General features: G+C 50.0%; 11 protein-coding genes. All 11 read left to right on the top strand.

Annotation, left to right across the window (positions count from 1 at the left end):
* Positions 1-20 precede the first annotated feature (20 nt).
* Positions 21-1241, top strand: a complete 1221-nt coding sequence (locus ETP43_RS00340; RefSeq protein ID WP_129256724.1) for a lipopolysaccharide biosynthesis protein — start codon at positions 21-23, stop codon at positions 1239-1241.
* 4 nt (positions 1242-1245) lie between these two features.
* Complete coding sequence (locus tag ETP43_RS00345) at positions 1246-2562, top strand: AMP-binding protein (protein ID WP_129256725.1); 1317 nt, start codon at positions 1246-1248, stop codon at positions 2560-2562.
* A gap of 5 nt (positions 2563-2567) precedes the next feature.
* Positions 2568-4406 carry a thiamine pyrophosphate-binding protein gene (locus tag ETP43_RS00350; protein ID WP_129256726.1) on the top strand — a complete coding sequence of 613 codons (1839 nt, stop codon included), beginning with the start codon at positions 2568-2570 and terminating at the stop codon, positions 4404-4406.
* Positions 4394-5317 (top strand): NAD-dependent epimerase/dehydratase family protein, encoded by a 924-nt coding sequence (locus ETP43_RS00355; RefSeq protein ID WP_129256727.1) that lies wholly within the window; start codon positions 4394-4396, stop codon positions 5315-5317. The genes ETP43_RS00350 and ETP43_RS00355 overlap by 13 nt, the downstream gene beginning before the upstream one ends.
* The gene (locus ETP43_RS00360) at positions 5314-6273 is read left to right on the top strand and encodes a glycosyltransferase family 2 protein (RefSeq protein WP_129256728.1); all 960 of its coding nucleotides are present in this window, start codon (positions 5314-5316) and stop codon (positions 6271-6273) included. Before ETP43_RS00355 ends, ETP43_RS00360 begins: the two co-directional genes overlap by 4 nt.
* On the top strand, positions 6270-8117 hold the full coding sequence (locus ETP43_RS00365) for a glycosyltransferase 87 family protein (RefSeq protein ID WP_129256729.1): 1848 nt from the start codon (positions 6270-6272) through the stop codon (positions 8115-8117). The genes ETP43_RS00360 and ETP43_RS00365 overlap by 4 nt, the downstream gene beginning before the upstream one ends.
* A 59-nt stretch (positions 8118-8176) precedes the next feature.
* Entirely contained in the window at positions 8177-9124 is a 948-nt protein-coding gene (locus tag ETP43_RS00370; RefSeq protein WP_129256730.1) for an AAA family ATPase, read from the top strand.
* Positions 9121-10206: a DUF58 domain-containing protein gene (locus ETP43_RS00375; RefSeq protein WP_129256731.1), complete on the top strand. Its 1086-nt coding sequence runs from the start codon at positions 9121-9123 to the stop codon at positions 10204-10206. Before ETP43_RS00370 ends, ETP43_RS00375 begins: the two co-directional genes overlap by 4 nt.
* Complete coding sequence (locus tag ETP43_RS00380; protein ID WP_129256732.1) at positions 10203-12632, top strand: transglutaminase-like domain-containing protein; 2430 nt, start codon at positions 10203-10205, stop codon at positions 12630-12632. The genes ETP43_RS00375 and ETP43_RS00380 overlap by 4 nt, the downstream gene beginning before the upstream one ends.
* A gap of 34 nt (positions 12633-12666) precedes the next feature.
* Positions 12667-13551, top strand: a complete 885-nt coding sequence (locus ETP43_RS00385) for a SpoIID/LytB domain-containing protein (protein ID WP_129256733.1) — start codon at positions 12667-12669, stop codon at positions 13549-13551.
* Between the two features lie 124 nt (positions 13552-13675).
* Complete coding sequence (locus ETP43_RS00390) at positions 13676-14467, top strand: M23 family metallopeptidase (protein WP_243114140.1); 792 nt, start codon at positions 13676-13678, stop codon at positions 14465-14467.
* Positions 14468-14508: the final 41 nt, after the last annotated feature.

Here is a 14508-nt window from a genome sequence, read left to right on the forward strand (position 1 = left end):
TGAAGTGACAGGAGAAACAGGTGGAAAAGAAAGAACAGAAAGAACAGAAAAAACGGATCGCTGCTAACACCCTGTATACGATGGGCGGGCTGATCTTTATGAACGGCGTTTTGCAGCTGATCGTCACGCCGCTGCTCAACCGCTATATGGGAGCAAAGCAGCTGGGAGAACTTTTGTATATTACAGGACTGGTGGCGATCATCTGTCCGTCCATCGGGCAGGCGTTGAATACGAGCCGTCTGGTGGTGCGAAGATCATATGAGGTAACCAATGGAGACTACGACTGGATCCTGTTGCTGTTCGGTGTACTGGGAAGCGGTGTGGCACTTTTTATGTCAAGGGATAGTATCAGCGGGATCCCTGTGGGAATCGGGGTATTTGCCCTGTTTCTGCTGACGGTTTTCCGGTACTACGGGGATGTGGAATACCGGCTGAATCTGAATTATCAGAGGTATTTTATTTATTATCTGCTGATCGGTGTCGGATATCTTGCGGGATTTGTGATTTACCGTATCACGGATCAGTGGCTGTGGATCTATCTGGTCGGTGAGGCGGCTGCACTCGGTTATGTGGCAGTTACCGGATCCGTATTTCATAAGTTTTTTCAGCGGAGTGACCATTTTTCCGTGGCGCTGGAGCGCGGATTTTTCCTGACGCTGTCGTATCTGATCACGAATACCACGATGAACATGGACCGTCTGGTGATCAAGCAGATCCTCGGAAACGAACAGGTGACGATCTACTATGTGGTTTCCCTGATCGGAAAGACTCTGGTGCTTCTGATCGCACCGATCAACACGATCGTGATCTCCTATCTGACCAAACGCAAGGAACTGTTAAACCGGAATCAGTTTGGAAAGGCAGTGCTTGTAGGAGGCGGTGTGGCAGGTGTCTTTTTCCTGGGCTGTCAGGTGGGAACACCGCTGTTTGTCTGGCTGTTTTACCATGACCTGTTTCCGTCCATCAAAGGACTGGTCACGGTGGTCAATCTGGCACAGGTGCTGGGATTGTTTTCCGCATTTTTATTTATACTTGTTTTAACATTTACGGATGAAAAATGGCAGCTGTGGATACAGCTTGCACATTTTGTGATTCTGCTGACCACATCGGTGCTGGCAGCAAAAAATTATGGGATGATCGGATTTGCCTGGGCATGCCTGGGAGCAAATACGCTTCGGGTTGTGGCAGTGATCGCACTGGGGATCTGGAAGGCAAAACCGGAGAAGAAAGAAGGAGAATGAAAAGATGCAGACAGGTGAAGTTCTTAGAAGAGTGGTGTTCAATCTTCTGGATGCTGCAAAAGGCGGTAAGCTGAAAAAATTAAAAGAAGTCAATAAAAGAGAGATCGCGGAAGGTGTGACACCGGAATATATGGAGCGGAGGATCGATCTGCTTCTGGACTATGTAAAAAACCATTCTCCGTATTATAAAAAACATCCGGAATGGACAAAACTGGAAGATTTCCCGGTGATGACCAAGGGAGATTTTCTTGAGCATTATGAGGAAGTGCTGGTGGAGAACAGCAAAGAACAGGGTAATCTGTACCGGCTGAGTACCAGTGGTTCTACCGGAACGCCATTTACCGTTCTGTGTGACGGTGACAAGATGAACCGGGTCAATATGAACTTTATTTCCTGTATGGAACTGAACGGTTTCCGTCTGGGAATGAAGCGTGGGGAATTCCGCGCGTGGATAAAGGGGAAAAATACCATAAGTATGTGGAAATCTTTCAAAAATAATCTGGTCATGGTGGATATCTCCAACATGGGAGATGATTCTCTGGAAAAGATCTGTAAAGATATCGAGAAAAAGAAGATCCAGGTGCTGGTGACGTATTCGAGTGCACTGACCGCACTGACCGGCTATATCAAGCGGACGGGAAGAGATATCAGCAAATGGAAGGTAGAGATGGTATTTTCCATGGGAGAGGCGCTGCCGGATGCGACATATGAACTGACAAAAGAGATCTTCGGATTCTCTCCGGTGCGCTCTTACGGAAATAACGAAAACGGATTTATCGCGATCCAGCTGGGAGAGGATAAGGAATACACGATCGACCTGTATAACTTCTACCCGGAAGTGCTGAAGATGAACAGTGACGAACCGGCAGCTCCGGGAGAACTGGGACGGCTGGTTGTTACGGATTATTATAACAAAACGTTCCCGATGGTGCGTTACGATACCGGAGATACGGGTATCATGCGGATGTATCAGGATGAAAAAGGACGGATGCATGGAAAATACGTGGAGATCTACGGCCGCCGCGGTTCTCTGATGTATAATTGTATGGGCGAGCCGCTGTCGATCCATGTATTTATGAACACGCTGTTAAAGTTTGAGGGTGTGGTCTATCAGGCAAAATGCATCCAGTGGGGACAGAAAGAATATGAACTGCTGGTCAACGCAGACCGGAAAAAACTGGTGGAAGAGGATCTGATCGCTGCCTACCGGCATTATCTGGGTGAGGAAGCGGACATCCGGATCACTTATGTGGATGAGATTCCGATCCAGGCTTCCGGAAAATTCATGGTCTGCGAGAATAAATGGGATGGAAGGAAGTAGAGGATATGAAGCAGAAAGTGTCTGATTATATTGCGGATCGTCTGGCACAGGAAAGGATCAGCCAGGTATTTACCGTGACGGGCGGCGGCGCGATGCATCTGAACGATTCGCTTGGACATCATCCGGGACTGTCCTGTCTCTATCATCATCATGAACAGGCAGCAGCGATGGCGGCAGAAGCCTATGCGAGAGTAGATAACCGGATGGCGGCGGTCTGCGTGACTTCCGGTCCGGGTGCGACGAATGCCATTACGGGGGTCTTGTGTGCGTGGATGGATTCCATCCCGATGCTTGTCCTGTCCGGACAGGTGCGATACGATACCACGGTGCGTCACAGCGGCTTAAAGATCCGCACGATGGGTGTGCAGGAATATGACATCACGCCGTCCGTAGAACCCATGACAAAATATGCCGTCATGGTGACGGATCCGCTTACGATCCGGTATCATCTGGAGCGGGCGATCTATCTGGCCAAAACGGGTCGTCCGGGACCGTGCTGGCTGGATCTTCCGTTGAATGTACAGAGTGCGGTCGTGGAAACCGATGATCTGAAAGCGTATGATCCGAGCGAGGATGCAAAAGAACTTCCGGCTCCGGTAAGCGAGGAGACGGTGAAACAAATTCTGGAAAAACTGAAACTGGCATCCCAGCCTCTGATTTTTGCCGGTCACGGGATCCGGCTGGCAGGAGCCTATGATGAATTTCAGCATCTGGTGGAACTTCTCGGAATCCCGGTGGTGACGGGGATGAGCAGTATCGATCTGATGGAGTCCGCACATCCGCTGTATGTGGGAAGAAACGGAGGAACGGGAAACCGTCCGGGAAACTTTGCCGTGCAGACCTGTGATGTGTTATTTTCCATCGGAAGCAGACAGAGCTTTTTGCAGACCGGATTTGCCTATGAAAAATGGGCGGCACATGCCTATACGATCCTCAATGATATCGACGGGGAGGAACTGAAAAAAGAGACACTTCATGTGGATCTTCCGGTGGCAGCGGATGCAAAAGAACTGATCACGAGCTGCATCCGGGTACTGGAAGCGGCGGGCTGTGATCGTGCACACCCGTGGTTTGCAGATGGAAAAACATCCTGGAGAGAGAAATGCCGTCACTGGAAAGAAAAATATCCGGTGGTAACAAAAGAAAAATATAAAGAGCTGGAACCGGGACGGACGAATATCTATGCATTTTATGACAGCCTGTCAAAAGTGCTCCCGGAAGGGGAACAGATCCTGGTCAGTGTGGGAACCTCCCGTGTGGCGGGAAGTCAGGCAATCTATCTGAAAAAAGATCAGAGATTTTATACCAATGCCGTGACCGCATCGATGGGTTACGGGCTTCCGGCGGCGATCGGCGTGTGTATCGGTTCCGGAAAAAAAGAAGTGATCTGTGTGAACGGGGAAGGATGCATGCAGATGAATCTGCAGGAGCTGCAGACCATCCGGCATCATAATCTGCCGATCCGGATCTTTGTGATCAATAACGAGGGATATCATTCCATCCGCCAGACGCAGACGGCTTATTTCGGCGGTCATCTGGTAGGTGTGGGCGAGGAGAGCGGGGATCTCAGTTTCCCGGATCTTTCCAGGCTGGCACCGGCGTATGGATTTACTTATAAAGAATGTAGAAACAGTGCGACACTCGAAGAAGATCTGCGGATGGTCATGGAAGCTCCGGCACCGGTGATCTGTCAGGTCTTTGTGTCGAAACTTCAGAAGACGGAACCGAAACTGGCGTCCAGACAGCTTCCGGACGGAACCATGGTGTCGGCATCCCTGGAAGATATGTATCCGTTTCTTTCGAGAGAAGAGATGGAGGAGGAAGGCGTATTATGGAAAGAGTGATCGTGACAGGAGCGACCAGTATGATCGGGGAAGCGCTCATTGAGGAGTGCCTGAAACACGGAATCTCTGTGTGCGCGGTGATCCGGAAGGATACGGCAAGGAAAGACCGTCTGCCGGAAGATCCGCATCTGGAACTGGTGGAATGTAGTCTGGAAGAACTGGAAACGCTGCCGGAAAAAGTAAACGGAACCTTTGATACGTTCTACCATATCGCCTGGGGTTATACCGGTGCGGCGAGAAATAAAAGTGTCCGGCTGCAGAGCAAAAATATCGACTATACGCTGGAGGCGGTGGAGGCAGCTGCAAAGCTTGGATGCAGACGGTTTATCGGAGCGGGTTCTCAGGCGGAATACGGACCGCTGGATCTGGAAAAAATCGGTCCGGATGCGCCGGAACATCCGACAACCGCTTACGGAACAAGCAAACTGGCAGCGGGAAAACTCTCAAAACTCCTGTGTAAGGAGCTTGGAATGGAATGGATCTGGCCGCGGATCTTCAGCGTATATGGAATCTATGATAAAGAGAGCACAATGGTGATGACTGCGCTGCGGCAGTTCCTTGCAGGAGAAGAGACCGCATTTACCCCGGGAGAACAGGAGTGGGACTATCTGTACAGCAGGGACGCAGGAAATGCATTTTATCTGATCGGGGAAAAAGGAAAAGATGGTTCGATCTACTGTGTGGGAAGCGGAAAAGCAAAACCGCTTCGCGAATACATTTACCAGATCCGGGATACGGCGGCTCCGGACGCTACACCGGGGATCGGTAAAAAAGCATACGGTACACAGCCGGTCATGCATCTGTGTGCGGACATATCGAGTCTGAAAAACGATACCGGTTTTGAGCCGGCGTATGAATTTTCCAGCGGGATCCGGGAGATGATCCGCTGGATGAAGGAGAGAGACAAATGAAAAAGAAAATCTCTGTGGTAATACCCACATACAATGAAGAGGGAAATGTAAAACCTCTGGCAGAAGCCATTGTCACGGTGATGGAGACAGAACTGCCGCAATACCGGTATGAGATCCTGTTTATCGACAACCATTCCAAGGACAGAACGCGGATGTATCTGCGGGAACTGTGTGCGAAGAATAAAAATATCAAGGCGATCTTCAATGCCAGAAACTTTGGGCAGCTGCGCTCACCGGTCTACGGACTGAAACAGGCGACGGGTGACTGTGTGGTCCGTATGTGTGCGGACTTCCAGGATCCGGTGGACATGATCGTAAAGTTTGTAAGAGAGTGGGAAAAAGGTTCCAAAATTGTCATCGGCATCAAGAAAGCAAGCAAAGAAAACCGGATGATGTACTGGATCCGGGGATGTTATTATAAGTTGATCCGGAAGATCACGGATATCGACCATATCGAACAGTTTACCGGTTTCGGTCTGTACGATAAAGCATTTGTGGATGTGGTGCGGGATCTTCATGATCCGATGCCGTATCTGCGGGGAATCATTGCAGAACTCGGTTTTGACTATACGGCGATTCCCTATGAGCAGCAGAAGAGAAAAGCGGGAAAGAGTAAAAATAATTTCTACAGTTTATATGATTATGCGATGATCGGAATCACTTCGTATTCGAAAGTGGTTCTCCGGATGGCTACGTTTCTTGGATTTATCGTAGGCGGTATCAGCGTGGTGGCGGGGATTGTTTATTTTATCCTGAAACTGCTGTACTGGGATCGGTTTACGGCAGGCATGGCGCCGTTACTCATCGGCATGTTCTTCCTGGGAGCAATGCAGCTGTTTTTCATCGGTCTGCTGGGTGAGTATGTGCTGAGCATCAATACCCGTGTGCTGGACCGTCCGCTGGTCGTGGAAGAAGAGAGACTGAATTTTGAAGAGAAAGAGGACAGTGAAAAATGAAAGCAAGACTGGCAAAGCGTAAGCCCGGATTTTGGGAACGGACAAAAGAAAGCTGGAAGAGCATGAAACTCTGGGATGCGGAAGAACTGAATAAGCTGGACTGGGTGATCTCAGCGGTGATCCTGATGTTTCTGTTTTTTACCTGTGCGTATGGGGATTTGATGCTGACGGGAAACCGGTCGTTTCTGATGTATGAGCATTTTACGGATTTTTACAAGGCAAGTTATGAGCAGTCCCATGGCTATTATGCGAACTATCTGCCGAGTACGTTTCTGGCGTATGCAATCTGGAATCTTCCGTTATATCTGACCGGCCATGCACCGCAGGCGATGCTGACAAACAGTTTTATCAACAATATGTGGTACAAACTGCTTCCGGTTCTTCTGTATTATGCGACTTCTCATCTGATCTATCAGATCGGTGTGGAAGTGGGATTCGGAGAGAAGAAGGCAAAGCTTTGCAAGTTTGCATTTCTGGTATTTCCGATCGGAGTGTTCAGCCAGTTTATTTTCAGCCAGTATGATATCTTTACCGTATTTTTCATGGTACTGGGGCTTTATTTTTATGTGAGAGGCGGCTTATGGAAGTTTGCGCTGTCTTTCGGCGTTGCGGCAACGTTCAAATATCACGCACTGCTGTTTTTCCTGGTACTGCTGGTCCTGCGGGAAAAAAAGATCCGCAATCTGATCAAATACGCCGTGGCAATGGCGCTTCCGCTGATGATCGAAGTGCTGCCGAATATCGGAAATATTTACTTTAAACGAAATGTTTTAGGATTTGGCGTGCTGAAATTCGTGCAGAAACCATTTACCATTGGATTCTTTGACGGAATCAATCTGGTGGCTGTGGTAGCGGCTTTTATGCTGGTCTGGGCATACCAGAAAAAAGCAAAAGATAACCGGGAGCTGTTTTCCTGGGGGATTTTCCTGTGTGTGGGAATGAGTTTTGCAATCTTCGGATTCTCTTCCTGGAACCCGCAGTGGCTTCTGATGCTAGTACCGTTTCTGGTGTTAAATATTTTCATGAATGAAAATGGTAATCTGCTGGTGATGGTGACAAATGTGCTGATCGTGGCGTTGTATATCTTTTGCAGCCAGAACCTGGTGGATGAGCAGGTAATGAACTATGGAATTCTGAAATACATCCTGCCGGGACAGCAGTTTGCTGTGAGAATGTGGGATCTGTACATGTTCCATGATGAAAAAATGCTCTGCTCCGCGATGTGGGTGGTGCTTCTGGTCTATGTGGTCTTTGGACATCCGAAATACCATATCCGAAAAGGAACAGAGATCGCAAAAGGACTGGTATGGCAGATCCGTACGGCATTTCTGGTCAGCGTATTTGCCTTTGTGATCCCGGCTTCGATCTGCGCGCTTGGCATGTTCCAGGGAAAAATTGTTCTCCTGGATAACAGCCGTCAGGATCTGGAACCGGACAATATCATACAGGTGGATGAGAGTTCTTCCGTGAGCCAGGAGCTGACGATGGAGGGAAGCGTACTGTCCAATCTGAAGATCCGTGTCTATACCGGAGAAAAGAGCGTTTCTGATACACTTACGGTGGAACTGATTGACAAAGAAACCGGTACTGTGGTATATCAGGGAGAAAAAGAGACAGACAGTTTTACAACCAATTCGGCACTGTATTCCTTTATCGGAGAGAAAGTTCCGGTGGAAAAAGGGAAAACGTATGAGCTGCGGATCAGCAGTGAGGCGGAAGCAGGATCCGGTATCGGTCTGTACTGTGTGACGGCGGACAGTGAAGCGCAGCTTCTCGAACAGACAGAAGCCAGAGAGGAACTTCCGGCAAGCCGGTTACAGATGCGGGTGACCGGGGAACAGTAGACGGAAAACAGTAACTTTGAAGGTACGAAACGGTTACAGAAAGAAAAGGGGAGAAAAAGATGAAGCAGACAGAGAGTCCGGCGATCCGGGCGATACAGGAAATCAAAAAAGCAGTCATCGGAAAGGATGACTGCATCATAAAAGCAATGACTGCGATTCTTGCAGGGGGACATATTCTGATCGAAGATGTGCCGGGAGTGGGAAAAACCACGCTGGCACTGGCTTTTTCCAAAGCCCTGCATCTCGAACAGAACCGTATCCAGTTTACACCGGATGTGCTGCCGGGAGATGTGACAGGATTTTCCTTATATCAGAAAGCAACCGGTACATTTGTGTATCAGCCGGGAGCTGTTATGTGCAATCTGCTTCTGGCGGATGAGATCAACCGTACCTCACCAAAGACGCAGGCAGCGCTTCTGGAAGTCATGGAAGAGGGGAAGGTAACGGTGGATCAGGTCACGCATGAACTGCCGAAGCCGTTCGTGGTCATCGCGACACAGAATCCGGTGGGAAGTGCCGGAACCTCCATGCTGCCGCAGTCGCAGCTCGACCGTTTTATGATCTGTATGCACATCGGGTACCCGGATATGAAATATGAGCTGGAGATCGTAAAAGGCAAGATCACAACCGATCCGCTGGATCTGGTAGAACCGGTGATGAACGGAGCAGAACTTCTGCGGCTGCAGGATGAGATCCATAAAATTTATATTCACGATGCAGTCTATCAGTATATCGGGAAACTGGTCAATGCCACAAGAACGCATGCACTGATCGAACTGGGAATCAGTCCGAGAGGGACGATCGCACTGGCGAGAATGGTACAGGCGCTTGCATATCTGCGGGGAAGAAATTATGTACTTCCGGTGGATATCGAGGACGTATTTATCGATGTGGAAGCGCACCGGATCCAGTTAAACGGAAAGGCAAGAGTCAATCGGGTAACTGCTGAACAGGTACTGAAAGATATTCTGGAGGGAACAACGAAACCTTCTGTGGTGAAAAAATGAAAAACAAACTATTATATTTCGGACTGCTGGTGGTCACACTGTATCTGGCGATCCTGTATGACAGTCCCATGCTTCTCGGCCTGTGTCTGATGGAAGTGGTGCTGCCGGTCGTATCGGTTATCCTGCTATTATGGACTGCGGCACATATGAAGGCACAGATCTATCTTCCCATCGGGGTTGCCGAAAAAGAGCAGCCGGTCAACGTGGGGGTGCGGATTGAAAATAAGAGCCGCATCCCAGTGTCCCGGCTGGAAGCGAAAATAAAGATACAGAACAGATTTTATCAGCCGGAAAAAGAAGTAACTTTTCAGGGAATGGCTGATGGGAGAGGAACGACCCGCCTGACGACAGCCATTACCAGTAGTCAGTGCGGGCCGGTTGCGTTATGGGTGGAACAGGCGAAAATATGGGATCTGTTTCATCTGTTTGGAAAGAAGATCAGGGTAGATGGAAAAGAGGAACTTTCCGTACTTCCGGAGTATTATGCCGCTGTGGTAGAAATCACATCACAGATCCGGGAGCAGCTGATCGACAGTGAAGAATACGATGAAAAGCGACCGGGTGATGATCCGTCCCAGATCTTTCAGATCCGGGAATACCGGGAAGGGGATCGGATGCAGCGCATCCACTGGAAAGCCAGTGCCCGTACCAGTCAGCTGATGGTAAAAGATTACAGCATGCCGATCGGATCGGGAGCACTGGTACTTTTTGATCTTTGGGTGGCGGAAGATGCGGGAATGGTTTTTCTGGATCAGGCAGTGGAATACGGACTTGCTATTTTGCAGGGTTTTTTGGATCAGGAGTATCCGCCGCGGGCGGCGTGGTATAACTGCCGGACACAGAGTATGGAACAGATGGAGATCCGGGAGTCGGAAGATCTGTATCTGCTGACGTCACGGCTGTTTCAGGCAGGACCTTACGGGGAAGAGATTCTTCTGGAAGAAGTTTATCAACATTCTTATCCGCAGGACGGATATCGTGTCTGTCTGCGGATTACCACAGACGGTCAGTGGTGGGCAGACGGAATCCTGAAAGGAAAACTGACACGCGCCGGACTTGAGACAGAGGGGATCAGCGTATGAAACGACAGGTAGAAGACTGGCATCCTGCGGGGATCCAGGTGACAGGGGAGAAAAAATTAAAGATTGAATCTGGAAGGCGGCAGCAAAAATATGGGGTACTGTTGCGCTGTTTTTACCTGTATCTGTGTCTGGTGGGAACGATCCTCACACTGAGACTGGATCTGGGACTGAAATTCCGGGTGCTTCCGGTAGCCGGTGGTTTGCTGGTGTTTGCGCTGCTTGCAATACTGAAAAACATCTGGCGACCGTGGGGAAGACGGGTATACCAGGGGGCGTATCTTGTGCTCTTTCTCATCTGCGGTTTCGGATGGAAACATCTGGCGGCTGGCTGGCAGGCAGTGGAAAACGGGATCCGCCGTCAGCTGTCAGTGTATTACGGAGTAACGCTGGCGGAGAAGACACCGTTACTTACCGGGGAACGAGGAGAACTGCTGTTGCTGCTGATATTTACATTGTTTTTCTGGAGTATGGAGACAGCAGTGACCCGAAAGGGACGAACAGGACTTTTTCTGGCTTCGGAGATTCTGATCGTGCTGCTGGAACTGCTGTGTGGCTGCCGGTTCCTGCATCCGGGAATCTTTCTGATCGGAGGATCTCTGCTGGCATTGCTTTCCATGGGGCAGATCCGTGGCGTAAGTAACCAGCGGATTCTGTACCGCTCCGGTCTGTGGGCGGGCGGACTGCTTCTTTGCCTGTCCCTTCTGGCAGGATATACCGGCTCCCTGCTGAACGATCAGACAAAAGGATGGAACGAATGGCTGTATCAGAATGTACAGAAAAAGACCAGCCAGATTTCCCGTGCGTTAGAAAGCCAGAATGGATTGTTTGGCAACCATAATCCGACGGCAGACGGCAGTCTGAACAATTATCCGGTAGAACAGAAAGATGAGATTGATCTCACGGTACATACTTCCGGGAAACCGGCACACAATATGTATCTGCGGGGATTTACCGGCGGTGTGTATCAGGGAAATTCCTGGAGTGCGGTGAACCGGAACGATTTTGCAGATGCATTTTCCGAGGCGGACAGCGGATGGCAGGTACAGAATATCCTGTACCGCTACATCGGTTCCCGGTCTTCGGAAGAAGAAGGAACCGTAACGGTCACCAGAAAACATCCGGGTGGCGATTATGGATATATTCCTTACGGCTGTGCAGTGCCGGACGATGGAAATGTGCAGGCGGACGGCTGTTATGCCAGTGCCGGAAAAGAGATCTCGTATCAGGGTTATGTAAACTGGATAGAGTGGATGGATCCACAGCCTTCGAAAGAGGCGGAATCGGAGATCGAGAGCGCTTACCGGGAGTATGTGGCGAAGGAATATCTGAAAGTTCCGGTGGAAGGACTGGATCGGCTGCGGGCTTACTGCGGGCAGCAGGATCTGCAGTCCGTGCAGGAAGTTATCGATTTTGTGGTACGGGATGTGCAGGAAGGACGTACCTACAGTATGGATCTGGAACAGGTTCCGGCGGGGCAAGATTTTGCGGAGTATTTTTTCTTTGATCAGAAAAAAGGATACTGTATCCATTATGCGACGACGGCAACGCTGATGTTCCGTCTGCTTGGCGTACCGGCGAGATATGTGACCGGCTATGTGGTGACACCGGAGGATTTTACGGAAGACGGAGATGGCTATACGGCACAGATACCGGATACGCAGGCACATGCGTGGGTGGAAGTCTACCGTGCCGGAAAAGGCTGGATCCCGGTAGAAGTGACACCGGGCTATCAGGATAGCAGCGATGCAAATACAGATCCGGGGGAGAATGGCGAAGAGAGTACGCCGACACCGGAGCCGACTGAGGAACAGACGGAAGAGGCAACACCGGAACTTACGGAAACACCACAGCCGGAGCAGGGCGGGACAACGGTAACGCCGGAAGGCGAAAATGGTCAGGGAACATCAGAACAGGAGACAAACATCGAAAATGGATCCGGCGGACAGAAACTCGCGGGAATCGGGCGCGTTCTTCTGAAGATTTTTGTGGTGCTGCTGATGCTTGCCGGACTGGCCGGCGGCAGTGTTGGCATGGTGGTTCTTCACAGAAAACGGGTATTGCAGGAGCGAAACCGCCGCTTTTTCCAGAAAAATATCAACAGGGGAATCTGTGAGATTTCCTATGCGATCTATCAGATCCTTCAGGATGCAAAAGAAGCAGGTGTACTGCAGGAAATCCCGGATCAGAAAGATGACCGGAAATTTGCCCGACAGACAGAAAAGAATCTGCCGTGGATGGAAGAGGGGGCATATACAGCGATCGTGGAACTGGCAGAGCGGGCGACGTTTGGGCCGGATCGGCTGACGAAGCAGGAGCGGGCGCAGTGTTATCAGTTTTATGAGAGTCTGGAGCAGCAGTTCTGGATACAGATGCCGAAACAGAAAAGATTCTGGTGGAAATACATGAAAGCGTATCAAACTTCATAAACTAGGAAAAAGACATCGGGCAGTCGGTGAAAATATGAAAGAAAAACTTCGTATGATCCTGGCAGTGGCGGGGATTTTTCTGTTGCTTCCCCTGCTTCTGACGGTTTTCCTGTCGGGCAGAGAGGCGTTGCGCATAAAAAAACAATGGAATATGGAATCGGTTCTCCCCATGCTGATGTGCAGGGAAATTCCCTGGGAGTATGAGGAGGAGATGAAAAAAGTACAGGCTGTTCTTACAAGGAGCAGCCTGTATTTGCGTATAGAAGAGGAGGGAATGGACGGGGAAGCGTGGGAAAAACTGTGGAAGGAAGCGAAAGCAGCGCAGCGTCAGAAGGGGTATCAGCAGGCATATCGGAGTATGGAGGCAGCAGTCAAAGAGACCGAGGGGGAGATGCTTTTTTATCAGTCGAAGGTCTGCGAGGGTGTGTTCCACCGGATCAGCAGCGGCGCGACCCGTGACGGACTGGAAGTGTTTGGAAAGATGGAGAAAGGGTATCTTCTCAGTGTGGACAGCAACTGGGATATGTATGGGGACGGTTATCTGAGCGGCCATTATTTTTCGGAAGAAGCGTTGCGGGAACAGCTGGAAAAAGCGTATCCCGGGCTGGTATTTACGGAGGAACCACTGGAAAAACAGATAAATATGCATAAACGGGACAAAGTGGGATACATTTTATCCTTGACAGTGGGAAATAAGACGATCTCGGGGGAAGAATTTCGCCAGCTTCTGGAACTGCCGTCGAGTAATTTTACGATGCAGGCAGCAGATAGGAAAATCCGCTTTTTATGCAAGGGACAGGGGCACGGGCTGGGACTTTCGCAGTATGGGGGAAATGTGCTGGCAAAAGAAGGGAAATCGTATCAGGAGATCCTACGGTATTATTTTCCGGAGTGTGAGGTGAAAACGAAAAAATCCTGAGAAAATTTTGTGTATACTTCCCTCAAAGAAGGGAATTCTATAGATAAAGAATCTGGATGAGTAACTGGGACTGACGGGGACGGTTACTGGTTTTGTTCTTTAGTATAGAATAGCAGAGGTGAAGATGATGAAAAAAGAAAAGACATTGCGTATGGCAGTTACCGGTGCGCTGCTTCTGACCGTGGTTGCAGCGGGGATCTCCATGTACCGGACGGATACGACACCGAAAAAGGAAAGCAAAGCACAGCAGGAACAGGCGATGCAGGAGGAAGACAGCAAAGATGTGACGAGCAAAGATGCTGAGGCACAAGATACCGGAGAATTGGCAAAGAATACCACAGAAAATCAGGAAGCGACTCCGTCGCCGACCATGAATCAGGATAACCCGGACAATGCGATCCCTCCAACACAGGAAGGAGAAAATACCCAGGAAACCACAGAAACCCAGGAATCTGCCGATACATCCGCAGCCGTACAGCCGGAACTGAACTTTACAGAGGACAGCCAGATGCTCTGGCCGGTCAACGGTCAGGTGGTGATCGATTACAGCATGGATGCCACCACATATTTTCCGACACTGGATCAGTACAAATATAACGATGCCCTGATGCTTGGCTGCGAAAGCGGTGAGCCGGTGCAGGCAGCAGCAAACGGTCAGGTGGTTTCCATCAGCGAAGATGTCGAGACCGGAACTACTATGGTCATGGATCTCGGAAACGGCTATCAGGCAACCTACGGTCAGCTGAAAGACATCACCGTAGAACCGGGACAGACCGTGGAGAGCGGAACTATCCTTGGCTACGTCAGTGACCCGACAAAATATTACGTCAAAGAGGGCGCCAACCTGTATTTCGCCATGACCAAAGACGGCAACCCCATCGACCCGATGATCTATATCGAGACGGTGACAGAATAGAAAGATCCGTCTGTCTGAAGTCCTGCTTCGGACAGGCGGAT

The sequence above is a fragment of the Blautia faecicola genome, from assembly GCF_004123145.1.
Classification (GTDB): domain Bacteria; phylum Bacillota; class Clostridia; order Lachnospirales; family Lachnospiraceae; genus Oliverpabstia; species Oliverpabstia faecicola.